The organism is Streptomyces sp. RFCAC02 (assembly GCF_004193175.1).
In the GTDB taxonomy this organism is placed as follows: domain Bacteria; phylum Actinomycetota; class Actinomycetes; order Streptomycetales; family Streptomycetaceae; genus Streptomyces.
Genome location: NZ_SAUH01000001.1, coordinates 2,536,748 through 2,558,445, shown reverse-complemented (window position 1 = coordinate 2,558,445; position 21,698 = coordinate 2,536,748). Strand labels below are relative to the sequence as shown.

General features: G+C 70.7%; 33 protein-coding genes. 32 read left to right on the top strand and 1 reads right to left on the bottom strand.

From position 1 onward, the window contains the following. The first annotated feature begins 138 nt into the window (after positions 1-138). The 4 genes from EMA09_RS11755 (at position 139) to EMA09_RS11740 (ending at position 4,217) form a co-directional block, all read left to right on the top strand. A complete protein-coding gene (locus tag EMA09_RS11755) occupies positions 139-534 on the top strand; it encodes a DUF485 domain-containing protein (protein WP_129841010.1) in 396 nt (131 codons plus the stop codon). Positions 535-578: 44 nt separating this feature from the next. Continuing rightward, the gene (locus EMA09_RS11750; protein ID WP_206306059.1) at positions 579-2,234 is read left to right on the top strand and encodes a cation acetate symporter; all 1,656 of its coding nucleotides are present in this window, start codon (positions 579-581) and stop codon (positions 2,232-2,234) included. A gap of 177 nt (positions 2,235-2,411) precedes the next feature. Further along, complete coding sequence (locus EMA09_RS11745) at positions 2,412-3,065, top strand: NAD(P)H-binding protein (RefSeq protein ID WP_129841009.1); 654 nt, start codon at positions 2,412-2,414, stop codon at positions 3,063-3,065. An 87-nt stretch (positions 3,066-3,152) separates the two neighbouring features. Continuing rightward, entirely contained in the window at positions 3,153-4,217 is a 1,065-nt protein-coding gene (locus tag EMA09_RS11740; RefSeq protein ID WP_240796354.1) for a DUF5954 family protein, read from the top strand. Between the two features lie 36 nt (positions 4,218-4,253). Here EMA09_RS11740 and EMA09_RS11735 read toward each other — a convergent pair whose 3' ends face one another. Next, positions 4,254-5,186 carry an NADP-dependent oxidoreductase gene (locus tag EMA09_RS11735; RefSeq protein ID WP_129841008.1) on the bottom strand — a complete coding sequence of 311 codons (933 nt, stop codon included), beginning with the start codon at positions 5,184-5,186 and terminating at the stop codon, positions 4,254-4,256. Positions 5,187-5,252: 66 nt separating this feature from the next. Here EMA09_RS11735 and EMA09_RS11730 point away from each other — a divergent pair, with 66 nt between their 5' ends. The 28 genes from EMA09_RS11730 (at position 5,253) to EMA09_RS11600 (ending at position 21,698) form a co-directional block, all read left to right on the top strand. After that, positions 5,253-5,669 carry a helix-turn-helix domain-containing protein gene (locus tag EMA09_RS11730; protein WP_129841007.1) on the top strand — a complete coding sequence of 139 codons (417 nt, stop codon included), beginning with the start codon at positions 5,253-5,255 and terminating at the stop codon, positions 5,667-5,669. Positions 5,670-5,749: 80 nt separating this feature from the next. Continuing rightward, entirely contained in the window at positions 5,750-6,823 is a 1,074-nt protein-coding gene (locus EMA09_RS11725) for a histidine kinase (RefSeq protein ID WP_129841006.1), read from the top strand. Beyond that, entirely contained in the window at positions 6,823-7,566 is a 744-nt protein-coding gene (locus tag EMA09_RS11720) for a LytTR family DNA-binding domain-containing protein (protein ID WP_129841005.1), read from the top strand. Before EMA09_RS11725 ends, EMA09_RS11720 begins: the two co-directional genes overlap by 1 nt. Further along, a complete protein-coding gene (locus EMA09_RS11715; RefSeq protein WP_129841004.1) occupies positions 7,563-7,976 on the top strand; it encodes a hypothetical protein in 414 nt (137 codons plus the stop codon). Before EMA09_RS11720 ends, EMA09_RS11715 begins: the two co-directional genes overlap by 4 nt. 2 nt (positions 7,977-7,978) lie before the next feature. Then, entirely contained in the window at positions 7,979-9,451 is a 1,473-nt protein-coding gene (locus EMA09_RS11710) for a cation acetate symporter (RefSeq protein ID WP_206305938.1), read from the top strand. 509 nt (positions 9,452-9,960) lie between these two features. Then, positions 9,961-10,269: a 30S ribosomal protein S10 gene (gene rpsJ, locus EMA09_RS11705; protein WP_016473429.1), complete on the top strand. Its 309-nt coding sequence runs from the start codon at positions 9,961-9,963 to the stop codon at positions 10,267-10,269. Between the two features lie 16 nt (positions 10,270-10,285). After that, the gene (rplC, locus tag EMA09_RS11700) at positions 10,286-10,930 is read left to right on the top strand and encodes a 50S ribosomal protein L3 (RefSeq protein WP_129841003.1); all 645 of its coding nucleotides are present in this window, start codon (positions 10,286-10,288) and stop codon (positions 10,928-10,930) included. An 8-nt stretch (positions 10,931-10,938) separates the two neighbouring features. Further along, positions 10,939-11,616 (top strand): 50S ribosomal protein L4, encoded by a 678-nt coding sequence (gene rplD / locus EMA09_RS11695; RefSeq protein ID WP_129841002.1) that lies wholly within the window; start codon positions 10,939-10,941, stop codon positions 11,614-11,616. Continuing rightward, entirely contained in the window at positions 11,613-11,951 is a 339-nt protein-coding gene (rplW, locus tag EMA09_RS11690; protein WP_129841001.1) for a 50S ribosomal protein L23, read from the top strand. The genes rplD and rplW overlap by 4 nt, the downstream gene beginning before the upstream one ends. 39 nt (positions 11,952-11,990) lie before the next feature. Continuing rightward, a complete protein-coding gene (gene rplB / locus EMA09_RS11685) occupies positions 11,991-12,827 on the top strand; it encodes a 50S ribosomal protein L2 (RefSeq protein ID WP_129841000.1) in 837 nt (278 codons plus the stop codon). Between the two features lie 11 nt (positions 12,828-12,838). Next, complete coding sequence (gene rpsS, locus EMA09_RS11680) at positions 12,839-13,120, top strand: 30S ribosomal protein S19 (protein ID WP_129840999.1); 282 nt, start codon at positions 12,839-12,841, stop codon at positions 13,118-13,120. A 52-nt stretch (positions 13,121-13,172) separates the two neighbouring features. Then, a complete protein-coding gene (gene rplV / locus EMA09_RS11675; RefSeq protein WP_129843982.1) occupies positions 13,173-13,520 on the top strand; it encodes a 50S ribosomal protein L22 in 348 nt (115 codons plus the stop codon). Further along, positions 13,520-14,377 carry a 30S ribosomal protein S3 gene (rpsC, locus tag EMA09_RS11670; protein WP_129840998.1) on the top strand — a complete coding sequence of 286 codons (858 nt, stop codon included), beginning with the start codon at positions 13,520-13,522 and terminating at the stop codon, positions 14,375-14,377. Before rplV ends, rpsC begins: the two co-directional genes overlap by 1 nt. 3 nt (positions 14,378-14,380) lie before the next feature. Next, the gene (gene rplP / locus EMA09_RS11665; protein ID WP_129840997.1) at positions 14,381-14,800 is read left to right on the top strand and encodes a 50S ribosomal protein L16; all 420 of its coding nucleotides are present in this window, start codon (positions 14,381-14,383) and stop codon (positions 14,798-14,800) included. Continuing rightward, entirely contained in the window at positions 14,800-15,051 is a 252-nt protein-coding gene (gene rpmC / locus EMA09_RS11660; RefSeq protein WP_129840996.1) for a 50S ribosomal protein L29, read from the top strand. Before rplP ends, rpmC begins: the two co-directional genes overlap by 1 nt. Next, positions 15,051-15,332 carry a 30S ribosomal protein S17 gene (gene rpsQ / locus EMA09_RS11655; RefSeq protein ID WP_129840995.1) on the top strand — a complete coding sequence of 94 codons (282 nt, stop codon included), beginning with the start codon at positions 15,051-15,053 and terminating at the stop codon, positions 15,330-15,332. The genes rpmC and rpsQ overlap by 1 nt, the downstream gene beginning before the upstream one ends. 4 nt (positions 15,333-15,336) lie before the next feature. Next, positions 15,337-15,705 carry a 50S ribosomal protein L14 gene (rplN, locus tag EMA09_RS28330; protein WP_086158585.1) on the top strand — a complete coding sequence of 123 codons (369 nt, stop codon included), beginning with the start codon at positions 15,337-15,339 and terminating at the stop codon, positions 15,703-15,705. 3 nt (positions 15,706-15,708) lie between these two features. Further along, positions 15,709-16,032 carry a 50S ribosomal protein L24 gene (rplX, locus tag EMA09_RS28325; RefSeq protein WP_168220710.1) on the top strand — a complete coding sequence of 108 codons (324 nt, stop codon included), beginning with the start codon at positions 15,709-15,711 and terminating at the stop codon, positions 16,030-16,032. Continuing rightward, positions 16,032-16,598 carry a 50S ribosomal protein L5 gene (rplE, locus tag EMA09_RS11645; RefSeq protein WP_129840994.1) on the top strand — a complete coding sequence of 189 codons (567 nt, stop codon included), beginning with the start codon at positions 16,032-16,034 and terminating at the stop codon, positions 16,596-16,598. Before rplX ends, rplE begins: the two co-directional genes overlap by 1 nt. A 3-nt stretch (positions 16,599-16,601) precedes the next feature. Further along, positions 16,602-16,787, top strand: coding sequence for a type Z 30S ribosomal protein S14 (locus EMA09_RS11640; RefSeq protein WP_052849158.1), 186 nt, complete (start codon positions 16,602-16,604; stop codon positions 16,785-16,787). 66 nt (positions 16,788-16,853) lie between these two features. Next, a complete protein-coding gene (rpsH, locus tag EMA09_RS11635) occupies positions 16,854-17,252 on the top strand; it encodes a 30S ribosomal protein S8 (RefSeq protein ID WP_129840993.1) in 399 nt (132 codons plus the stop codon). Between the two features lie 23 nt (positions 17,253-17,275). Further along, the gene (gene rplF / locus EMA09_RS11630; protein WP_129840992.1) at positions 17,276-17,815 is read left to right on the top strand and encodes a 50S ribosomal protein L6; all 540 of its coding nucleotides are present in this window, start codon (positions 17,276-17,278) and stop codon (positions 17,813-17,815) included. A gap of 5 nt (positions 17,816-17,820) precedes the next feature. Continuing rightward, positions 17,821-18,204: a 50S ribosomal protein L18 gene (gene rplR, locus EMA09_RS11625; protein WP_129840991.1), complete on the top strand. Its 384-nt coding sequence runs from the start codon at positions 17,821-17,823 to the stop codon at positions 18,202-18,204. Positions 18,205-18,241: 37 nt separating this feature from the next. Further along, entirely contained in the window at positions 18,242-18,844 is a 603-nt protein-coding gene (gene rpsE / locus EMA09_RS11620; protein WP_129840990.1) for a 30S ribosomal protein S5, read from the top strand. Continuing rightward, a complete protein-coding gene (gene rpmD, locus EMA09_RS11615) occupies positions 18,844-19,026 on the top strand; it encodes a 50S ribosomal protein L30 (RefSeq protein ID WP_129840989.1) in 183 nt (60 codons plus the stop codon). Before rpsE ends, rpmD begins: the two co-directional genes overlap by 1 nt. 1 nt (position 19,027) lies before the next feature. Beyond that, complete coding sequence (gene rplO, locus EMA09_RS11610) at positions 19,028-19,513, top strand: 50S ribosomal protein L15 (protein ID WP_129840988.1); 486 nt, start codon at positions 19,028-19,030, stop codon at positions 19,511-19,513. 203 nt (positions 19,514-19,716) lie between these two features. Continuing rightward, complete coding sequence (secY, locus tag EMA09_RS11605; RefSeq protein WP_129840987.1) at positions 19,717-21,042, top strand: preprotein translocase subunit SecY; 1,326 nt, start codon at positions 19,717-19,719, stop codon at positions 21,040-21,042. Beyond that, positions 21,042-21,698, top strand: coding sequence for an adenylate kinase (locus EMA09_RS11600; protein WP_129840986.1), 657 nt, complete (start codon positions 21,042-21,044; stop codon positions 21,696-21,698). The genes secY and EMA09_RS11600 overlap by 1 nt, the downstream gene beginning before the upstream one ends.

Here is a 21,698-nt window from a genome sequence, read left to right as displayed (position 1 = left end):
TCGCGTTCCGGGCGCGCGCCGTCGTCCGTTCGGCGCTGATATCGACCGTTCACCGCGTGAGGCTGCGAGGGTTCCGGCAGGGTGTGTGACGCTCCTTGCCTTTCCGGAGCACTCGTCCCCCCTGACAGGAGCTGGTGAATGACGACGACGCCGCATTCCGTTCCCGAAGCCGGCGGGCCACCGGGCGGTGATCTGGAGGCGCGGTCGGCCGCGATGCACGACGACCCGAGGTTCCGCGAACTGCGGAGCCGACTCGTCCGCTTCGTCCTGCCGGCGAGCGTCGTGTTCCTCGCCTGGTACCTGCTGTACGTCCTGATGTCGGCCTACGCGCGCGGTGTGATGGCGCACAAGATCGTGGGCAGCGCCAACGTCGCGCTCGTCTTCGGACTCCTCCAGTTCGTCACGACGTTCGGCATCGCCATCCTCTACTCCCGCTACGCGGGCCGCAGGTTCGACCCGCTGGCCGACGAACTGCGCGCCGAGCTCGACCCCGACCCGGCCGTCCCCGCCGCCCGGAAGGGGGACGACGCGTGATCACCCTCGCGGAGGAGAGCACGTCCCAGGAGCGCCTGATCACCATGCTCCTGTTCTCGCTGCTGATCGCCGTGACCATCGGCGTGACGGTGTGGGCCAGCCGGCGCACCAAGTCGGCCGCCGACTTCCACTCCGGCGGGCGCGGCTTCTCGGGCCTGCAGAACGGGTTCGCGATCGGCGGCGACTACATGTCGGCCGCCTCGTTCCTCGGCATCGCGGGCATGATCGCGCTGTTCGGGTACGACGGGTTCCTGTACTCGATCGGCTTCCTCGTGGCCTGGCTGGTGGCGCTGCTGCTGGTCGCCGAGCTGCTGCGGAACTCCGGTCGCTTCACGATGGCCGACGTGGTGTCGTACCGCATGCGGCAGCGGCCCGTGCGCACGGCGGCGTCGGTGTCGACGCTCACCGTCTCGATCTTCTACCTGCTGGCCCAGATGGTCGGCGCCGGCGCCCTGGTCGCGCTGCTCCTCGGCATCGAGGAGGGCGACACGTACCTCGGCATGAGCGCGGACACGGCGAAGATCGTCGGGATCGTCGTCGTCGGCATCCTGATGGTGGTGTACGTGTCGTTCGGCGGCATGACGGGCACCACGTGGGTGCAGATCATCAAGGCCGTCATGCTGATGGGCGGCGCGCTGCTGGTGACGGCGCTGGTGCTGTCGATCTACGACTTCGACCTCGGCGCGCTGATGAACGACGCGTCGAAGGCGGCGGGGACGGGTGACGCGTTCCTCGAACCGGGGCAGCGGTACGGCGTCGAGGTCGCCGGCGACGCGTGGCAGACCCTCGTCAACAAGCTGGACCTCATCTCGCTGGGGCTCGCCCTGGTGCTCGGCACGGCGGGCCTGCCGCACATCCTGATCCGCTTCTACACGGTGCCGGACTCGAAGACCGCGCGGAAGTCCGTCAACTGGGCCATCGGCATCATCGGCACCTTCTACCTGCTGACGCTCGTCCTCGGCTTCGGGGCGGCGGCGCTGGTGGGCAGCCAGGCCATCAGGGAGCAGAACTCGGCGGGCAACACGGCCGCGCCGCAGCTCGCCGAGGCGGTCGGCGACCACTTCGGCGGGGACACGCTGGGCGCGATCATGCTGGCGTTCATCGCGGCGGTGGCGTTCGCGACGATCCTCTCGACGGTCGCGGGGCTCACCATCGCGTCGTCCTCCTCGCTCGCGCACGACTTCTACAACAGCGTGCTGCGCAAGGGGAAGGCGGCGGAGAAGGAGGAGCTGCGGGTCGCGCGGTTCGCGGCCATCGGGGTCGGCGCGGTGTCGATCGTGCTGGCCGTGTTCGCGCAGGACCTGAACGTCGCGTTCCTCGTGGCGCTGGCGTTCGCCATCGCGGCGTCGGCGAACCTGCCGGTGATCCTCTTCAGCCTGTTCTGGCGGCGGTTCAACACGCGGGGCGCCGTCGCGGGGATCTACGGCGGACTCATCGCCTCGGTGGGGCTCGTCTTCTTCTCGCCGGTCGTCTCGGGCAAGACGGACGCGGAGGGCAAGAACCTCTCGCTGTTCCCGGACGGCGTGGACTTCTCCTGGTTCCCCCTGGAGAACCCGGGGCTCATCTCGATCCCGGTCGGTCTGCTGTGCGCGGTGATCGGCACGCTGACCTCGAAGGAGGAGGACCCGGAGCGGTTCGCGCGCCTCCAGGTGCGCGCCCTCACCGGCGCCGGCGCGGAGCGGGCCACCACGAACCACTGACCGCCGCCCCCCACCGCCCGGGGCCCCGGGCTTCCCCTCCCGAGGCCCCGGGCACCTCCATGCCGGGGCATCCCGGCGGCCCGGCGCGAGCGCCTCCCCGGCGCCGCGCCCGGGCGGTGGCAGGCTGCGGGGTCACGGGCGCCCGGCGGGCGGGCGCCGCGAGCGCGAGGAGCAGCCATGGCGCGGATCGCCGTGTTCGGAGCGGGCGGGACGATCGGCCGGTGCGTCGTACGGGAGGCCCTGGACCGGGGCCACGAGGTCACCGCCGTCGTCCGCGACCCCGCGCGGCTCGCCGACCCGGACCCCGACCTGATCGTCGAGACCGGCGATGTGCTGGACCCGGCGACCGTCAGCGCGGTCGGGCGCGGGCGTGACGTGGTGGTGAGCGCGGTGGGCGGCGGTGACGGTCCGGGGCACGCGGCGCTCATCGAGCCGTCCGCCGAGTCCCTGGTCGCGGGCCTGCACGCGCTGGGCGGCAGGGCGCCGCGTCTGATCATGGTGGGCGGCGCCGGCTCGCTGCGGACGCCGGACGGGAAGCAGGTGTGGGACACGCCGGGGCTGCCTCCCGGGGTTCTGCAGATCATGCACGCGCACGGCGACGCGCTGGCGTACCTGCGCGGCATCACGAGCGAGCTGCGCTGGACCAGTCTCAGCCCGGCGGGGACGATCGAGCCGGGCGACAGGACCGGCGCGTACCGGACCGCCCTCGACGACCTCGTCACCGGACCCGGCGGGGAGAGCCGCATCTCGACCGAGGATTACGCCGTAGCACTGGTGGACGAAATCGAGCGGCCCGCGCACGTCGGACGCCGTTTCACCGTGGGGTATTGAGCACACGGCGCGCGGCGGTGCTGCCCGAAGGTGTGAACGCCGTGAAACCGGGGGCAACGTAGCCCCGCATGCGGTCACACTGGGCGCATGAAGGATTACCGGAAGAACGCGCCGCGCCACCTGACCTTCCGGGTGGCCCACCGGGACGACCCCGTCTCGGAGGTCACCGAGCAGGACGCGCTGCTGGCCGCCGAGCACTTCCCGCATGTCGTCCTGCGCGGCCCGGTCTTCGGCTACGCCGTCCAGACGCCCGACATCGACCCCGCCTGGCGGCTGGTCAGTTCGGTCACCGACGGTTTCCCGCAGCACTCACGGGACGGCCTCAACTCCCACCTGTGGTTCATGGCGAAGGACGAGACCCGGCCCGGCGACGTCCTGCGCGAGCAGCTCCTCGCGGCCGTCGCGCGGCTGGAGACCGAGCCGGTCGACGAGGTGGAGGTCGGGGACGCCCGCTACCGCATCGTGCGGGCGGACGAGTTCGCCCGCATCGGCCCGCAGGGTCTCGAGGGGCCGCGCCCCACCGACCCGGACGACCCCGGCCGGGACATCGGCGACCACCGCGCCCGCGTCCCGGAGGACCGCACCAAGGGCTTCATCGTGGACCACGCCAGCCCCACCGGCGTGATGGAGAGCATCCAGCGCATGGAGCTGCTCACCCTCCACTACCAGGCGGAACGCATCCCGGAGCAGGTCCGCGAGCACTCGCGCGCCGCCCTGACGACGCACCCGGGCGTCGTGCTGCTGCCCGCGGCCTTCACGTTCGCCGAGCGCAGGACGAACTCGTGGGAGCCCATGGCCTGCCTCCAGTCCACGCCGTCCGAGGCCCGCGCCACGCTCTACAACTACCTGGCCGAGTTCCTGCCGAAGCTGGAGCCAGAGGTCTCCGCCGAGGACGCGGCGACCTGCGCGGCGGCCGCCGAGGAGTTCAGGATCGGCCCGCCGCGCGACGCGCTGGACGTCCTCGGCCGCCACTTCCGCGTCATCCGTGTCGAGCGGCTGATGCGGGTCGGCCCGGACGGCCCGGAGCCGCCGCGGCCGTCCGACGTCGATCCGTACGGGCCGAGCGAGATCCATCCGCCGCTCGCGGAGTTCGAGGAGATGGAGGCGCGGCGCGCCGCCGGCCTGGAGGACGACGCCCTCGGCGGTTCCTGAGGCCGTCCGTGACGGCGGGGGAGCGGGCGGCCCCGGTCACGGCACCAGGACGACCTTGCCCCGCACCCGCCCGCTCTCGCACAGCTCGTGCGCCTTCGCGGCGTCCGTGAGCGGCAGGGTCTCCGTCACGCACGGGCGCAGCCCCTCCCGGTCCACGAGAGCGGCGAGGGCGGTCAGGGCCTCGGGGGACGGTTCGAGGTTGACCTCGAGGAACCGCCTGCCGCTCGCGGCCGCCCGCTCCTTGACGACCGTCCGGTCGAACCCGCGCCCCACCACGTCGATCACCACGCCGTCCGGGGCGAGCGTGGCGAGCGACCTGAGCCCGACGTCGCCGCTGATCGTGTCCAGGACCAGGTCGATGTCCCGGAGATCCGTGAAGTCCTCCCGGCCGATGACCTCGTCGGCGCCGAGGTCCCGTACGAAGGTGTGCTTGGCCGCCCGTGCCGTGCCGATCACATGGGCGCCCCGGGCGTGGGCGATCTGCACGGCGAAGTGCCCGACGCCGCCCGCAGCCCCGTGGATGAGCACCCGCTGCCCCGCCCGTACCCGGCCCGCCGGCACCAGCGCCTGCCAGGCGGTCAGCCCGGCGATGGGCAGTGCGGCGGCGTGGATGTGGTCGACGGCCGCCGGTTTGGCCGCGATCCACGCCGCGGGCACGACCACGTAGTCAGCGTGGGAGCCGCGCGGCGGGGGCGTCCACCCGTACACCTCGTCGCCGGGCCGGAAACCGCCGGCGTCCCCGCCCGTCTCCGCCACCACGCCGCTGAACTCGTGCCCCAGGGTGAACGGCGGGGGGCCGAAGCGCCGGATGAAGCCGGAGCGCACCTTCAGGTCCGCCGGGTTGAGGCCGGTCGCGCGCACGCGCACCAGGATCTCGCCGGGGCCGGGCGCGGGCCGCTCGGCCGCCACGACCTCGAGCACCTCGGGTCCGCCGAGGGACCGCTGACTGATCATTCGCATCGTCGGCATGCGGTCATCCTCGGCAGTCGCGGTATCGCTTGTAAAGTAGGCACCTGTTTGATAGGTAGGTACCTCATGGATACTGAACGGGTCACTGAACGGGACGCCGCCTGGACCGCGCCGTCCGTCGAGTGCCCCTCCCGGACCGTCCTCGAAGTACTGGCCAACAAATGGGTGCTGTACGTGCTGGGCGCCCTGCGGCAGCACGACGGCCCGATGCGCTTCAACCAGCTCGGCCGCGTCCTGCCCGGCATCACGCAGAAGATGCTGACCCAGACCCTGCGCACGCTGGAGCGCAACGGCCTGGTGGCCAGGCGCGTCTACCCGACCGTGCCGCCACGCGTCGAGTACGCGCCCACGCCCCTCGGGTACGAGGCCGGACGGCTGACCATGCTCATCGGCGAATGGGCGCTCACCCACGTCGACGAGATCCTCACCGCCCGCGCGGCCTTCGACGACCGGACCGCCACCCCGCCCGCGCCCATCGGCTGACCGGCGGCGCCGCCCGTATCGAGGCGGCGTCTTCTGTCATGGGCCTACTGGGCGCCGCCCCGCTCGGCTACGGTCGGGCCATGCTGGAGCGGATACGGGGGCGGGGGGACGGCGGCGGCGCGGCCGCCGGGAGCCGGGCGACCGTGCGGCTCCTCGGCGTCGTCCGCGACCTCGACACCGACCTGCGCGACGGGCTCACCGGCCGGGGCGCCACCGCCGCCGCCCGCCGCCTGCGCAGACTCCTCGCCGCCGGCACCGTCGTCCTCGCCGACCTCGACGGCCGGCCCGTCGCCGTCGCCGGGGAGCCCCCGGCCGACGACGACCTCGCCGCCCTCCTCGACCGCGCCTTCGAGGACGCCACCACCGCCCGCCGCGCGCCCTGGACCGCCGCACCGCTCACCGTCGCCGGCGAACTGTCCGGCGCCCTCGTCACCGACGCCGGCTCCGACGCCGAGGTGACCGCCGTCGCCGGGCTCGTCGCACGCTCCCTCGACCACGCGGCCCTGCGCCGCGCCCGCAGCCGCATCGCCCAGGCCGACCTGCGGACCCTGCGCGCGCAGATCTCCCCCCACTTCCTCCACAACGCCCTCGCCGTCATCGGCGCCCGCATCCGCACCGACCCCGACCGCGCCCGCACGCTCCTCAACGACTTCGCCGACTACCTCCGCTACAGCTTCTCCGCCACCGGCGACTACGCCACCGTCGCCGACGAACTGCAGGCCGTCCAGACCTACCTCGAACTCCAGCGCGCCCGCTTCGACGACCGCATGGACCTCACCGTCCGCATGGCGCCCGACATCCTGCCCGTCGCCATCCCCTTCCTCACCGTCCAGCCCCTCGTGGAGAACGCCGTACGGCACGGCCTCGAACCCAAGCCGGGACCCGGCTCCATCAGCGTCACCGGCTACGGCGAAGGCCCCCTGTGCGTCATCGAGATCGAGGACGACGGCGTCGGCATGGACCCCGCCCTCGCCCGCGCGATCCTCGCCGGCAGCGGCCCCCCGGCCCGCCGCGTCGGCCTGGCCAACGTCGACCAGCGCCTGCGCACCGTCTACGGCCCCGAGTACGGCCTGGTCATCGAGACGGCCCCCGGCGGCGGCACCAAGGTCGCCGTCCGCGTGCCGCGCTTCATGCGGGGAGTGGTGGCGGACTGATGGCGCTGCGCGTGCTCGTCGTCGAGGACGAGACCGTCACCCGGCAGGAACTCGCCCGCATGCTCGCCGCCCTGCCCGAGACCGGCCCGGTGCGGGAGGCCGACGGCGGCGAGGCGGCCGTCCGGCTGCTCGGCACCGGCAGCTTCGACGCCGTCTTCCTCGACATCTCCATGCCGGGGCTCGACGGGATGGCCGTCGCCCGCGTCCTGCGGATGCTGTCCGCGCCGCCCGCCATCGTCTTCGTCACCGCGTCCGAACGGCACGCCGTCGAGGCGTTCGGCATCGGCGCCGCCGACTACCTCCTCAAGCCCGTCCGCGCCGAACGTCTCGCCGAGGCCGTCGCCCGCGTCGCCGCACCCCGGGGCCGGACGGGCGCCGCGGCCCGTGACCTGGACGAACTGGCCGTCGTCCAGGTCGAGACCGGCCGCCGCACCGTCTTCGTCCGCCGCGACGACGTGCACTACGCCGAGGCCCAGGGGGACTACGTCCGGCTGCACACCGCCGCCGGTACCCACCTCGTACGCCTCTCGCTGTCCCACCTGGAGGAGGTCTGGGGACCCGCCGGGTTCGTGCGCGCGCACCGCGGCTACCTCGTCGCCGTCCACTGGGTGCGCGATCTGCGGGCTTCAAGCTCCGCCGGGCTCCTGGCCCGTACGCCCGCCGGTGAGGTGCCGGTCAGCCGACGGCACGCCCGCGCCCTCAAGGAACGGCTGCTCGCCGCGTTCCGGGACCCCGCGCCGTGACCGGCGGCCACCCGCGGCGCGTCCGCGTCACCAGCCCGCAGACCCGCATCGCGCTCGCGCGCCGCCGCCGTCCCGCGCACGCCCCGCCGCCGGCCGTCGCGCCGGGACCGGGGCCGGGGGACACCGACCCGGCCGGCACCGAGGCCGCGCGGACCCTGTTCGCACGGCAGCGGCGCATCGCGCTGCGGACCATGGCCGCGCTCGGGGCGCTCCTGTTCGGCCTCAGCGGGCTGCTGGCCGCGCTGCCCGCACTCGACCGGATCACCGTCCTCGGCTTCCCCGCGTCCTGGCTGCTGCTCATGGCCGCCGGCTACCCCGCGCTGCTCGTCATCGCCGTCCTCCACGTCCGCGCCACCGAACACGCGGAGGACGGCGCACGCGGCGCACCGCCACGGCACGGGGGGTCCTGACCGTGCCGGGGCTCGTCACCATCGGCCTCCTCGTCACCGCGAGCATGGTCATCGGCGTGTACGGCGTCCGCGCCGCCCGCGCCACCACCCCCGACTTCCTCGTCGCCTCGCGCCGCGTCGCCCCCGGCTGGAACGCCCTCGCCATCGCGGGCGAGTACGTCTCCGCCGCGTCCGTCCTCGGCCTCGCCGGACTGATGCTCAAGTACGGCATCGGCAGCCTCTGGTACGCGGTCGGCTTCACCGCCGGCTACGTCGTGGCCGCCGCGCTCGTCGCCGGCCCGATGCGCCGCTCCGGCGCGTACACCGTCCCCGACTTCGCCGACTACCGCCTGGGGTCCCGGCCGATCAGGCGGCTGTGCGCCGTGATCGTCCTCGTGATCATGTGGCTGTACCTCGTGCCGCAGTTCAAGGGCGCGGGCGTCGTGCTGCACCTGGTCAGCGGCACGCCGTACTGGGTCGGCGTCGTCCTCGCCGGCGCCGTCGTCACCGTCTCCATCACGGTGGGCGGCATGCGCTCGGCGACCTACGTGCAGGCGTTCCACTACCTGGTGAAGCTCCTCTTCATCGCCGTGCCCGCCGTCTTCCTCGTCGTCCGCGCCGGCGCCGACGCCCGCTCGGAGGCGCTGCGCGTCGACGTCACCGAGTGGAGCCGTCCGCTGCTCGACATCGAGGGGGCCGGGCAGCCGCTGCTCGCCACCTGGTCCGTGCTGCTCGCCACGACCCTCGGGGCCGCCGGGCTGCCGCACGTCGTCATGCGCTTCCACACGAGCGCCACCGCCAGGACCGCGCGGCGCGTCGCGGTGGGCGTGATCGTGCTGCTCGGCCTCTTCTACCTGTTCCCCGCCGTGTACGGGCTGCTCGGGCGCGTCTTCACGCCCGGGCTCGGGACCGGCGGCGACACCGACACGGTCACGATCGTGCTGCCCGGCGCGATCGTCCCGGGCGCCTGGGGGTCGGTGCTGACGGCGGTGGTGGCGACGGGGGCGTTCGCCGCGTTCCTGTCCACCTCGTCCGGGCTGCTGCTCGCGCTGGCCGGCGGCCTCACGCACGACCTGTCGCGGGCGAGCGTGCCCCGGCTGCGGCGGGCGGTGGCGGCGGGCGCGCTGGTGGCCGTCGTGCTGTCGCTGCCGGCGCGCTCGGTGGACATCAACGTGGCGGTGGGCTGGGCGTTCGCCGTGGCGGCCTCCACCTTCTGCCCGCTGCTGGTGCTCGGGATCTGGTGGCGCGGGCTGACGCCGGCCGGCGCCGCCGCCGGGCTCGTGGCGGGGGTGCTCTCGGCGACGGGGGCGGCGCTCGCGTCCGTGGTGACGGAGGCGGCCGGGGCCGCGGCCGTCCTGCTGGCCCAGCCCGCGGCATGGACGGTTCCGCTCGCGTTCGCGGTGATGGTGGCCGTCTCCAGGGCCGGGCCGCCGCCGCCCGCCTGGGCGGAACGCGCGGTGCTGCGGCTGCACGCGCCCGACCCGCCGCATCACTGATGAGAGTGATGTCACACTCCGGGTGGTTGACGGCGGTGGGGCGGGGGTCCGGGGCGCCCGCGGGCGGCCAACACCGGCGCGGCGCGCGGCGGGTGCGGGAGGCGGCGGGGGAGTGCGCATAGCAGGCCCCGCGCGAAGGACGGCGGCGGGGTGGCGCGCGGGGCCGGAATCCTTGGGCCGATTGGCCCCGCCGCCGCACGATGTGGCACACTGACCAGGTTGCTCGGTCGCAAGCCGATGCCGCGCGCCTCCCGCCGGGAGGACCGGAAGCGAGTCCCACTGTATTCGTCGCCCCTGATCAGGTGCGGAAATACCGGGATCTTCCGGGAAGCGTGCGCGGGGCTGCGGCCAGGCACCCGGTGGATGTTCTCCCCACACTCCTCACGGAGGAAACCCCCTGCGGTGAAATCCGGGAACGAGTACGACACGCCCGACCGCGTGGGTCGGAGCGGAGGGGGGTTCCGACGGGTGCCGGAGCGTGAAGAAGAGACAGGGACGACGAAGTAGCCATGGCGGGACAGAAGATCCGCATCCGGCTCAAGGCCTACGACCACGAGGTCATCGACAACTCGGCGAAGAAGATCGTCGAGACGGTGACCCGCACGGGAGCGTCGGTCGCGGGCCCGGTGCCGCTGCCCACAGAGAAGAACGTGTACTGCGTCATCAAGTCGCCGCACAAGTACAAGGACTCGCGCGAGCACTTCGAGATGCGCACCCACAAGCGGCTGATCGACATCCTCGACCCCACCCCCAAGACCGTTGACTCGCTGATGCGCCTGGACCTTCCGGCCGGCGTCGACATCGAGATCAAGCTCTGAGAGGCGCGGAAGAGAGATGACCAAGCAGATCAAGGGCGTCCTGGGCGAGAAGCTCGGCATGACCCAGGTCTGGGACGAGAACAACCGTGTCGTCCCGGTGACCGTGGTCAAGGCCGGCCCCTGCATCGTGACCCAGGTGCGCACCAACGACCGCGACGGCTACGAGGCCGTCCAGATCGCCTTCGGCGAGATCGACCCGCGCAAGGTGAACAAGCCCCTCAAGGGCCACTTCGCCAAGGCCGACGTCACCCCGCGCCGCCACCTGGTCGAGCTGCGGACCGCCGACGCCGCCGAGTACACCCTCGGCCAGGAGATCACCGCCGAGGTGTTCGACTCCGGCGTCAAGGTCGACGTGACCGGCAAGACCAAGGGCAAGGGCACCGCCGGTGTCATGAAGCGCCACGGCTTCCGCGGTCTCGGCGCCTCCCACGGCACCCAGCGCAAGCACCGCTCGCCGGGCTCCATCGGCGGCTGCGCCACCCCGGGCCGCGTGTTCAAGGGCCTGCGCATGGCCGGCCGTATGGGCAACGAGCGCGTCACCACCCAGAACCTGACCGTCCACGCCGTTGACGCGGAGAAGGGACTGCTGCTCATCAAGGGCGCCGTCCCCGGTCCCAACGGCGGCCTCGTCCTGGTCCGCACTGCGGCCAAGGGGGCGTGAGTTGAGCCATGACCAAGACCATTGACATCCTGTCCCCGGCGGGCGAGAAGACCGGCACCGTCGAACTCCCCGCGGAGATCTTCGACGCGAAGGTCAGCGTCCCGCTGATCCACCAGGTCGTCGTCGCCCAGCTCGCGGCCGCCCGCCAGGGCACGCACAAGGCGAAGACCCGCGGCGAGGTCCGCGGCGGTGGCAAGAAGCCGTACCGCCAGAAGGGCACCGGCCGCGCCCGCCAGGGTTCGACCCGCGCCCCGCAGTTCACCGGCGGTGGCGTCGTGCACGGCCCCGTGCCGCGTGACTACACGCAGCGGACCCCGAAGAAGATGAAGGCCGCCGCCCTGCGCGGTGCCCTCACCGACCGGGCGCAGCACGACCGCGTGCACGTCGTCAGCGGCGTCGTCGACGGCGAGATCTCGACCAAGGGCGCCCGCGGGCTGTTCGGCAAGATCGCCGAGGACCGCAAGCTGCTGCTGGTGGCCGAGCGCTCCGACCGCGAGTCCTGGCTGTCGGCGCGCAACCTGCCCAGGGTCCACGTGATCGACCCCGGCCAGCTCAACACGTACGACGTGCTCGGCTCCGAAGACGTCGTCTTCACCAAGGCCGCCTTCGACCGCTTCGTGGCCGGCCCGGCCGCGGCCGCCAAGGTCGCGTTCGACAAGACGCCCGAGGGGAGCGACGCCCGATGAGCGACGAGGCACGCACCGCCGAGGTCTCCAGCAAGGAGTTCTCCGCACCGCACGACATCCTGATCAAGCCCGTCGTGTCCGAGAAGAGCTACGCGCTGCTCGACGAGAACAAGTACACGTTCATCGTCGACCCGCGCGCCAACAAGACCCAGATCAAGCAGGCCGTCCAGGCGGTCTTCTCGGTCAAGGTCGTCGGGGTCAACACGATCAACCGGCAGGGCAAGCGCAAGCGCACCCGTACCGGTTTCGGTCGGCGCGCCAACACCAAGCGCGCCATCGTGACCCTTGCCGAGGGCGAAAGCATCGACATCTTCGGCGGCCCGGTCCTCTCCTAGCGAGAGCCGGTCCGTCCGATACCGGACGAGGACTAAGACATGGGAATCCGCAAGTACAAGCCGACGACGCCGGGCCGTCGAGGCGCCAGCGTCGCCGACTTCGTCGAGATCACGCGGTCCACGCCGGAGAAGTCGCTGGTCCGCCCCCTGCACAGCAAGGGTGGCCGGGACAACGCCGGTCGCGTGGCCGTCCGCCACCAGGGCGGTGGCCACAAGCGCGCCTACCGCCTGATCGACTTCCGTCGGCACGACAAGGACGGCGTGCCCGCGAAGGTCGCGCACATCGAGTACGACCCGAACCGCACCGCCCGCATCGCGCTGCTGCACTACGCGGACGGCGAGAAGCGGTACATCATCGCGCCGGCCCACCTGAAGCAGGGTGACCGCGTGGAGAACGGCGCCGGCGCCGACATCAAGCCCGGCAACAACCTGCCGCTGCGCAACATCCCGGTCGGTACCGTCATCCACGCCATCGAGCTCCAGCCGGGCGGCGGCGCGAAGTTCGCCCGCTCCGCCGGTGCGTCGGTCCAGCTCCTCGCGAAGGAGGGCCGCATGGCCCACCTCCGCATGCCGTCGGGTGAGATCCGCCTGGTCGACGTCCGCTGCCGCGCCACCGTCGGCGAGGTCGGCAACGCCGAGCAGTCGAACATCAACTGGGGCAAGGCCGGCCGGATGCGCTGGAAGGGCGTCCGGCCGAGCGTCCGCGGCGTCGTGATGAACCCCGTCGACCACCCCCACGGTGGTGGCGAGGGCCGGACCTCGGGTGGTCGCCACCCGGTCTCGCCCTGGGGCAAGAAGGAAGGCCGTACGCGCTCGCCGAAGAAGGCCAGCAACAAGTACATCGTCCGCCGCCGCAAGACGAACAAGAAGCGCTAGGAGCAGGTTCGATGCCGCGCAGTCTCAAGAAGGGACCCTTCGTCGACGACCACCTGATCAAGAAGGTGGACGCGCAGAACGACACGGGGTCCAAGAACGTCATCAAGACCTGGTCCCGCCGCTCGATGATCGTCCCGGCCATGCTGGGCCACACGATCGCGGTGCACGACGGCCGTAAGCACGTCCCGGTGTTCGTCACCGAGTCGATGGTCGGCCACAAGCTCGGCGAGTTCGCGCCGACCCGCACGTTCCGCGGTCACGTCAAGGACGACCGCAAGTCGCGGCGTCGCTGAGCGGGGTGCGCAGATCATGACCGACTCCCCGACCGACACCGAAGGGACAACCATGGAAGCCGTGGCTCGTGCGCGGTACATCCGCGTCACGCCCATGAAGGCCCGCCGTGTGGTGGACCTCATCCGCGGCAAGGGCGCCACCGAGGCGCAGGCCGTCCTGCGGTTCGCCCCGCAGGCCGCGAGCGTTCCGGTGGGCAAGGTGCTCGACAGCGCCATCGCGAACGCCGCACACAACTTCGACCACACCGACATCGACGACCTCTACGTCAAGGAGGCATACGTCGATGAGGGTCCGACCCTGAAGCGGTTCCGGCCGCGCGCCCAGGGCCGTGCCTACCGGATTCGCAAGCGCACCAGCCACATCACCGTGGTCGTGGGCAGCAAGGAGGGAACCCGGTAATGGGTCAGAAGGTCAACCCGCACGGGTTCCGCCTCGGCGTCACGACCGACTTCAAGTCGCGCTGGTACGCCGACAAGCTCTACAAGGACTACGTCAAGGAAGACGTGGCCATCCGCCGCATGCTGACGCAGGGCATGGAGCGCGCGGGCATCTCCAAGGTGGAGATCGAGCGCACCCGTGACCGCGTCCGCGTCGACGTCCACACCGCCCGGCCGGGCATCGTCATCGGCCGCCGCGGCGCGGAGGCCGACCGGCTCCGGGGCAACCTGGAGAAGCTCACCGGCAAGCAGATCCAGTTCAACATCCTCGAGGTCAAGAACCCCGAGCTGGACGCGCAGCTCGTCGCCCAGGCGGTCGCCGAGCAGCTGTCCTCCCGCGTCTCCTTCCGTCGTGCGATGCGCAAGTCGATGCAGAGCACGATCAAGGCCGGCGCCAAGGGCATCAAGATCCAGTGCGGCGGTCGTCTCGGCGGCGCCGAGATGTCCCGCTCCGAGTTCTACCGCGAGGGCCGCGTGCCCCTGCACACGCTGCGCGCGAACGTGGACTACGGCTTCTTCGAGGCCCGCACCACCTTCGGCCGCATCGGCGTGAAGGTGTGGATCTACAAGGGCGACGTCAAGAACATCGCCGAGGTCCGCGCCGAGAACGCCGCCGCCCGCGCCGGCAACCGTCCCGCCCGTGGCGGCGCCGACCGCCCGGCCCGTGGCGGCCGTGGCGAGCGCGGTGGCCGTGGCCGCCGTCCGCAGCAGGGCGCGCCCGCCGCCGAGGCACAGAAGGCCGACGCGACCGCGGGGGCTCCGGCCGCCGAGGCCGCGGGCACCAACCAGTCGACCGGCTCCGCCGGAGGGGAGAGCTGAGGCATGCTGATCCCTCGCAAGGTCAAGTACCGCAAGCAGCACCACCCCAAGCGGAGCGGTCAGGCGAAGGGTGGCACGGAGGTCGCGTTCGGTGAGTACGGCATCCAGGCCGTCACCGCCGCCTACGTGACCAACCGGCAGATCGAGGCCGCGCGTATCTCGATGACCCGGCACATCAAGCGTGGCGGCAAGGTCTGGATCAACATCTACCCGGACCGCCCGCTGACCAAGAAGCCGGCCGAGACCCGCATGGGTTCCGGCAAGGGTTCGCCGGAGTGGTGGGTCGCGAACGTCAAGCCGGGGCGCGTGATGTTCGAGCTGTCCTACCCCAACGAGAAGATCGCTCGTGAGGCGCTCACCCGCGCCGCTCACAAGCTTCCGATGAAGTGCCGGATCGTCCGGCGCGAGGCAGGTGAGGCGTGATGGCTGCCGGTACCAAGGTCTCCGATCTGCGCGAGCTGAACGACGAGGAGCTCGTCGTGAAGCTGCGCGAGGCGAAGGAGGAGCTGTTCCGCCTCCGCTTCCAGGCGGCGACCGGTCAGCTGGAGAACAACAGCCGGCTCCGCGCCGTGCGCAAGGACATCGCCCGGATCTACACCCTCATGCGGGAGCGCGAGCTCGGCATCGAGTCGGTGGCTCCCACCGGTGACGCCGGGGCGGGTGACAACGCCTGATGAGTGAGAAGACTGTGACTGAGACCACCGAGCGCGGCCGGCGGAAGACCCGGGAGGGTCTGGTCGTCAGCGACAAGATGGACAAGACCGTCGTCGTCGCTGTCGAGGACCGGGTGAAGCACGCCCTGTACGGCAAGATCATCCGCCGCACCAGCAGGCTCAAGGCGCACGACGAGCAGAACGCCGCGGGTGTCGGCGACCGCGTCCTCCTGATGGAGACGCGGCCGCTGTCGGCCACGAAGCGCTGGCGCGTCGTAGAGATTCTGGAGAAGGCGAAGTAACGACATGATCCAGCAGGAGTCGCGACTGCGCGTCGCCGACAACACGGGTGCGAAGGAGATTCTCTGCATCCGCGTTCTCGGTGGTTCCGGGCGCCGCTACGCGGGCATCGGCGATGTCATCGTCGCCACCGTCAAGGACGCGATCCCCGGCGGCAACGTGAAGAAGGGTGACGTCGTCAAGGCGGTCATCGTGCGCGCCGTCAAGGAGCGCCGCCGGCCGGACGGTTCCTACATCCGGTTCGACGAGAACGCCGCCGTCATTCTGCGGAACGACGGCGACCCCCGCGGCACCCGTATCTTCGGCCCCGTGGGCCGGGAACTGCGCGAGAAGAAGTTCATGAAGATCATCTCCCTCGCGCCGGAGGTGCTGTAACCGATGAAGATCAAGAAGGGCGACCTGGTCCAGGTCATCACCGGCAAGGACAAGGGCAAGCAGGGCAAGGTCATCGTGGCCTACCCGCGCGAGGACCGCGTCCTGGTCGAGGGTGTCAACCGGGTCAAGAAGCACACCAAGGCCGGACAGACGGCCCGTGGCTCGAAGACCGGCGGCATCATCACGACCGAGGCTCCCATCCACGTGAGCAATGTCGCGCTCGTCGTGGAGAAGGACGGCAAGAAGGTCACCACCCGGGTCGGATACCGCTTCGACGAGGAGGGCAACAAGATCCGCGTTGCCCGCCGTACCGGTGAGGACATCTGATGACGACTGCCACCACCAGCAGCGCGCCGCGTCTGAAGACGCGGTACCGCGAAGAGATCATCGGCAAGCTGCGTGACGAGTTCAGCTACCCGAACATCATGCAGGTGCCGGGCCTGACCAAGATCGTGGTCAACATGGGTGTGGGCGACGCCGCGCGCGACGCCAAGCTCATGGAGGGCGCCGTGCGCGACCTCGCCACGATCACCGGTCAGAAGCCGACCGTGACGAAGGCCCGCAAGTCCATCGCGCAGTTCAAGCTGCGCGAGGGCCAGCCCATCGGCGCCCATGTGACGCTGCGGGGCGACCGGATGTGGGAGTTCCTGGACCGGCTGCTGTCGCTGGCGCTCCCGCGCATCCGTGACTTCCGCGGCCTGTCGCCGAAGCAGTTCGACGGCCGGGGCAACTACACCTTCGGTCTCACGGAGCAGGTCATGTTCCACGAGATCGACCCCGACCAGATCGACCGGGTGCGCGGCATGGACATCACCGTCGTCACCACGGCGAACACCGACGAGGAAGGCCGTACCCTGCTGCGTCTCCTCGGTTTCCCGTTCAAGGAGGCGTGACCGATGGCGAAGAAGGCCCTGATCGCCAAGGCCGGCCGCAAGCCGAAGTTCTCGGTGCGCGGGTACACCCGCTGCCAGCGCTGCGGACGTCCGCACTCCGTGTACCGCAAGTTCGGTCTGTGCCGGGTCTGCCTCCGAGAGATGGCGCACCGCGGCGAGCTGCCGGGCGTCACGAAGAGCTCCTGGTAACACCGACTACGCCGTAGGTCCCCCGGAAGCGGGGAAACCCCGGCGAGAGAGGCCCAAGGCCGTTTCATGACCATGACCGACCCGATCGCGGACATGCTCACCCGTCTGCGCAACGCGAACTCGGCGTACCACGACTCCGTCGTGATGCCGCACAGCAAGATCAAGACGCACATCGCGGAGATCCTCCAGCAGGAGGGCTACATCACCGGCTGGAAGACCGAGGACGCCCAGGTGGGGCGCGCCCTGGTCCTCGAGCTGAAGTACGGCCCGAACCGCGAGCGTTCCATCGCCGGCATCAAGCGGATCTCGAAGCCGGGCCTGCGGGTCTACGCGAAGTCCACCAGCCTGCCGAAGGTCCTCGGCGGCCTGGGCGTCGCGATCATCTCGACATCGCACGGCCTGCTGACCGACAAGCAGGCGCAGAAGAAGGGCGTGGGTGGGGAAGTCCTCGCCTACGTCTGGTAACGGAAGGGAACGGAGGAAGAGCCATGTCGCGCATCGGCAAGCAGCCCATTCCGGTTCCCGCCGGTGTGGAGGTCACCATCGATGGCCGCACGGTGGCCGTGAAGGGGCCGAAGGGTTCCCTGAGCCACACCGTCGCCGCCCCCATCGAGGTGTCCCGCACGGAGGACGGCACCATCCTGGTGTCCCGTCCCAACGACGAGAACCGCAACCGTGCCCTGCACGGCCTGTCCCGCACCCTGGTCAACAACATGATCACCGGTGTGACGCAGGGTTACATCAAGAAGCTCGAAATCAGCGGTGTCGGCTACCGTGTCCAGGCCAAGGGCTCCAACCTGGAGTTCTCCCTCGGCTACAGCCACCCCATCCTGGTCGAGCCCCCGGAGGGCATCACCTTCACGGTCGAGAACCAGACGCGCTTCAGCGTCGAGGGCATCGACAAGCAGAAGGTGGGCGAGGTCGCAGCCAAGATCCGCAAGCTGCGCAAGCCCGACCCGTACAAGGCCAAGGGCGTCAAGTACGAGGGCGAAGTCATCCGCCGCAAGGTCGGAAAGGCTGGTAGGTAGTAGCCATGGCATACGGTGTCAAGATCGCCAAGGGCGACGCGCGCAAGCGGACCGCCACGAAGCGGCGGCACATCCGCATCCGGAAGAAGATCTCCGGTACGGCCGAGCGTCCGCGCCTGGTCGTCACGCGCTCGAACCGGCACATGGTCGCGCAGGTCGTGGACGACTCCGTCGGCCACACCCTGGCGTCCGCCTCGTCCCTGGACGCGTCCATCCGCGGCGTGACCGGTGACAAGAGCGACAAGGCCAAGCAGGTCGGCGCACTGGTCGCCGAGCGTGCGAAGGCCGCCGGCGTGGAGTCCGTCGTGTTCGACCGCGGCGGCAACAAGTACGCCGGGCGCGTCGCCGCGCTGGCCGACGCCGCCCGCGAGGCGGGGCTCAAGTTCTGAGCCGGTCCCGCTACGAGTAACTGAGGAAGGTAATCCAATGGCTGGACCCCAGCGCCGCGGTGGCGGCGCCGGTGGCGGCGAGCGGCGGGACCGTAAGGGCCGGGACGGCGGCGCTGCCGCCGAGAAGACCGCGTACGTCGAACGCGTCGTCGCGATCAACCGCGTCGCCAAGGTAGTGAAGGGTGGTCGTCGCTTCAGCTTCACCGCGCTGGTCGTGGTGGGCGACGGTGACGGCACCGTGGGTGTCGGATACGGCAAGGCCAAGGAGGTGCCGGCCGCCATCGCCAAGGGTGTGGAGGAGGCCAAGAAGCACTTCTTCAAGGTCCCCCGCATCCAGGGCACCATCCCCCACTCGATCCAGGGTGAGGAGGCCGCGGGTGTCGTGCTGCTGAAGCCGGCGTCGCCCGGTACCGGTGTGATCGCCGGTGGCCCGGTGCGTGCCGTGCTGGAGTGCGCCGGCATCCACGACGTGCTCAGCAAGTCGCTCGGCTCCTCCAACCCGATCAACATCGTGCACGCCACGGTGGCCGCTCTGAAGGGCCTGCAGCGCCCCGAGGAGATCGCGGCCCGCCGCGGCCTGCCGCTGGAGGACGTCGCTCCCGCCGCTCTGCTGCGGGCGCGTGCCGGGGTGGGTGCGTGATGGCACAGCTCAAGATCACCCAGGTGAAGTCCCGGATCGGGAGCAAGCAGAACCACCGCGAGACGCTGCGCTCCCTCGGGCTGCGCCGCATCAACGACGTGGTGGTGAAGGAGGACCGTCCCGAGATCCGCGGCATGGCGAACACCGTGCGGCACCTCGTGACGGTCGAGGAGGTGGACTGAGATGGCGGACCTCGCCAAGGACACCCAGGCCGGCGACCGCAGCGAGCCCCTGGGCCTGCACAACCTCAGCCCCGCCCCCGGCGCCAGGAAGGCCAAGATCCGTGTGGGTCGCGGTGAGGCGTCCAAGGGCAAGACCGCGGGCCGCGGTACCAAGGGCACCAAGGCCCGGTACCAGGTCAAGGCGGGCTTCGAGGGCGGTCAGCTCCCGCTGATCCAGCGGCTGCCGAAGCTCAAGGGCTTCCGCAACCCCGCCCACAAGCAGTTCCAGGTCGTCAACCTCGACCGGCTCGCCGCCCTCTACCCCGAGGGTGGCGAGGTGACGGTCGCGGACCTGGTCGCCAAGGGCGCGGTGCGCAAGAACGAGCTGGTGAAGGTCCTCGGATCGGGTGAGATCTCCGTGGCGCTCACGGTGACGGTGGACGCCGTCTCCGCGTCCGCCAAGGAGAAGATCACCGCCGCGGGCGGGACCATTACCGACCGTTCCTGAACAAACCGGATATCGGTCGGTAGGGAACGTGAGTGACCGGGGATGCCCAGAGAGAAGGGCATCCCCGGTCAGTCGTTCCAGCCCGGCGGTTACGCCGGTAAGGTGGCGTGCGTTGTCGCCTCAAGACTGCTAGTTGTGCCTCATCCCGTTGGACTTCAAGACCGAAACCTCTCGCGCACGACGCGGGGGGCGCAGGAGGAGCCGTGCTCACCGCGTTCGCACGGGCGTTCCAGACGCCCGACCTGCGTAAGAAGCTGCTCTTCACCCTTGGCATCGTCGTGGTGTTCCGGCTCGGACAGCATGTGCCGGTGCCGGGCGTCAGCTTCCAGAACGTCGACCAGTGTGTGAAGGAGGCCGATGCCGCCGGTGCTGGTTCCGGCCTGTTCGGTCTGGTCAACATGTTCAGTGGCGGCGCCCTGCTGCAGCTGACGATCTTCGCGCTCGGCATCATGCCGTACATCACGGCGAGCATCATCCTGCAGCTGCTCGTCGTCGTGATCCCCCGGCTGGAGGCCCTCAAGAAGGAGGGGCAGGCCGGTCAGGCGAAGATCACACAATACACGCGCTATCTCACGATGGCGCTCGCGGTGCTCCAGGCCACCGGCCTGGTGGCGACCGCCCGCAGTGGCACCCTCTTCCCCTCGTGCTCCGTGGGTGGCGACATCATCCCGGACGAGGGCCTCTTCACCACGATCGTCATGGTGATCGCCCTGACCTCCGCGACCGCGCTGATCATGTGGATGGGTGAGCTGATCACCGACCGCGGCATCGGCAACGGCATGTCGATGCTGATGTTCGCCTCCATCGCCGCCGGCTTCCCGGCCGCGATGTGGCAGATCAAGCAGCAGGGCAGCCTGGCCGGCGGCTGGATCGAGTTCGGCGTGGTGGCGCTGTGCGGCATGGCCATGGTGGGCCTTGTCGTGTTCGTGGAGCTGGCCCAGCGCCGCATCCCCGTCCAGTACGCCAAGCGGATGATCGGCCGTCGCTCGTACGGCGGCACCTCGACCTACATCCCCCTCAAGGTGAACCAGGCCGGTGTGATCCCGGTCATCTTCTCCTCGTCCCTGCTCTACATCCCCCAGCTCATCGTCCAGTTCGCCGGCACGGATTCCGGTGGTTGGACCGACTGGGTGCAGCGGTACTTCACGAAGGGTGATCACCCCCTCTACATCGCGGTGTACTTCCTGCTCATCGTGTTCTTCGCGTTCTTCTACGTGGCCATCACGTTCAACCCTGAGGACGTGGCGGAAAACATGAAGAAGTATGGTGGGTTCATCCCGGGTATCCGGGCGGGCCGCCCCACGGTCGAATACCTGAGCTACGTGCTGAACCGCATCACCTGGCCCGGGTCGCTCTACCTGGGGCTCATCGCCCTGGTGCCCATGGTGGCGCTGGTCATGTTCGACGCGCAGCAGGACTTCCCCTTCGGTGGCACCTCGATCCTGATCATCGTGGGTGTGGGCCTGGAAACGGTGCGGCAGATCGAGAGCCAGCTCCACCAGCGTAATTACGAAGGGTTCCTCCGCTGATGCGCATCGTCCTCGTCGGTCCGCCGGGTGCGGGCAAGGGCACACAGGCCGCCCTGCTCGCCGAGCGCCTGTCGATCCCGCACATCTCCACCGGTGATCTGTTCCGCGCGAACATCCGCCAGGGCACGGAGCTCGGCCGCCGCGTCAAGTCCATCCTGAACGAGGGCGGCCTCGTCCCCGACGAGATCACCCTCGCGATGGCCGCGGACCGCATGGCGCAGCCGGACGCCGAGGACGGTTTCCTGCTCGACGGCTTCCCCCGCAACATCGTCCAGGCCAAGGCGCTGGACGACGTGCTGGGGGAGGCCGGGCAGCGTCTCGACGCGGTCCTGGACCTGGAGGTCCCCGAGGACGAGGTGGTCAAGCGCATCGCGGGCCGCCGCACCTGCCGCAACGACAGCAGCCACACCTTCCACGTCGAGTACAAGCGCCCGAAGCAGGAGGGCGTGTGCGACGTGTGCGGCGGCGAGCTGTACCAGCGGGAGGACGACCGGGAGGACACCGTCCGCCGCCGGCTCGCGGTCTACCACCAGGAGACCGAGCCGATCATCGACTACTACCGCGAGCAGGGGCTCGTCGCCACCATTCCGGCGCTCGCCCCCGTGCCCGAGGTGACCCGGCGGGCCGTGGAGGCCCTGTCGGAACGCGCCGCCTGA

Bases quoted from the DNA above. Each gene is read 5' to 3' on its own strand.
- rplR (WP_129840991.1), top strand. From the start codon at position 17,821: ATGGCATACGGTGTCAAGATCGCCAAGGGCGACGCGCGCAAGCGGACC.
- rplF (WP_129840992.1), top strand. From the start codon at position 17,276: ATGTCGCGCATCGGCAAGCAGCCCATTCCGGTTCCCGCCGGTGTGGAG.
- rpmC (WP_129840996.1), top strand. From the start codon at position 14,800: ATGGCTGCCGGTACCAAGGTCTCCGATCTGCGCGAGCTGAACGACGAG.
- rplC (WP_129841003.1), top strand. From the start codon at position 10,286: ATGACCAAGCAGATCAAGGGCGTCCTGGGCGAGAAGCTCGGCATGACC.
- rplN (WP_086158585.1), top strand. From the start codon at position 15,337: ATGATCCAGCAGGAGTCGCGACTGCGCGTCGCCGACAACACGGGTGCG.
- rplE (WP_129840994.1), top strand. From the start codon at position 16,032: ATGACGACTGCCACCACCAGCAGCGCGCCGCGTCTGAAGACGCGGTAC.
- EMA09_RS11720 (WP_129841005.1), top strand. From the start codon at position 6,823: ATGGCGCTGCGCGTGCTCGTCGTCGAGGACGAGACCGTCACCCGGCAG.
- EMA09_RS11735 (WP_129841008.1), bottom strand. From the start codon at position 5,186: ATGCCGACGATGCGAATGATCAGTCAGCGGTCCCTCGGCGGACCCGAG.
- EMA09_RS11755 (WP_129841010.1), top strand. From the start codon at position 139: ATGACGACGACGCCGCATTCCGTTCCCGAAGCCGGCGGGCCACCGGGC.
- rplO (WP_129840988.1), top strand. From the start codon at position 19,028: ATGGCGGACCTCGCCAAGGACACCCAGGCCGGCGACCGCAGCGAGCCC.
- EMA09_RS11745 (WP_129841009.1), top strand. From the start codon at position 2,412: ATGGCGCGGATCGCCGTGTTCGGAGCGGGCGGGACGATCGGCCGGTGC.
- EMA09_RS11730 (WP_129841007.1), top strand. From the start codon at position 5,253: ATGGATACTGAACGGGTCACTGAACGGGACGCCGCCTGGACCGCGCCG.
- rplD (WP_129841002.1), top strand. From the start codon at position 10,939: ATGACCAAGACCATTGACATCCTGTCCCCGGCGGGCGAGAAGACCGGC.
- rplW (WP_129841001.1), top strand. From the start codon at position 11,613: ATGAGCGACGAGGCACGCACCGCCGAGGTCTCCAGCAAGGAGTTCTCC.
- EMA09_RS11750 (WP_206306059.1), top strand. From the start codon at position 579: ATGCTCCTGTTCTCGCTGCTGATCGCCGTGACCATCGGCGTGACGGTG.
- rplX (WP_168220710.1), top strand. From the start codon at position 15,709: ATGAAGATCAAGAAGGGCGACCTGGTCCAGGTCATCACCGGCAAGGAC.
- EMA09_RS11740 (WP_240796354.1), top strand. From the start codon at position 3,153: ATGAAGGATTACCGGAAGAACGCGCCGCGCCACCTGACCTTCCGGGTG.
- rplB (WP_129841000.1), top strand. From the start codon at position 11,991: ATGGGAATCCGCAAGTACAAGCCGACGACGCCGGGCCGTCGAGGCGCC.
- rpsQ (WP_129840995.1), top strand. From the start codon at position 15,051: ATGAGTGAGAAGACTGTGACTGAGACCACCGAGCGCGGCCGGCGGAAG.
- EMA09_RS11725 (WP_129841006.1), top strand. From the start codon at position 5,750: ATGCTGGAGCGGATACGGGGGCGGGGGGACGGCGGCGGCGCGGCCGCC.
- rplP (WP_129840997.1), top strand. From the start codon at position 14,381: ATGCTGATCCCTCGCAAGGTCAAGTACCGCAAGCAGCACCACCCCAAG.
- rpsC (WP_129840998.1), top strand. From the start codon at position 13,520: ATGGGTCAGAAGGTCAACCCGCACGGGTTCCGCCTCGGCGTCACGACC.
- rpmD (WP_129840989.1), top strand. From the start codon at position 18,844: ATGGCACAGCTCAAGATCACCCAGGTGAAGTCCCGGATCGGGAGCAAG.
- rpsE (WP_129840990.1), top strand. From the start codon at position 18,242: ATGGCTGGACCCCAGCGCCGCGGTGGCGGCGCCGGTGGCGGCGAGCGG.
- rpsS (WP_129840999.1), top strand. From the start codon at position 12,839: ATGCCGCGCAGTCTCAAGAAGGGACCCTTCGTCGACGACCACCTGATC.
- EMA09_RS11600 (WP_129840986.1), top strand. From the start codon at position 21,042: ATGCGCATCGTCCTCGTCGGTCCGCCGGGTGCGGGCAAGGGCACACAG.
- rplV (WP_129843982.1), top strand. From the start codon at position 13,173: ATGGAAGCCGTGGCTCGTGCGCGGTACATCCGCGTCACGCCCATGAAG.
- EMA09_RS11640 (WP_052849158.1), top strand. From the start codon at position 16,602: ATGGCGAAGAAGGCCCTGATCGCCAAGGCCGGCCGCAAGCCGAAGTTC.
- rpsJ (WP_016473429.1), top strand. From the start codon at position 9,961: ATGGCGGGACAGAAGATCCGCATCCGGCTCAAGGCCTACGACCACGAG.
- rpsH (WP_129840993.1), top strand. From the start codon at position 16,854: ATGACCATGACCGACCCGATCGCGGACATGCTCACCCGTCTGCGCAAC.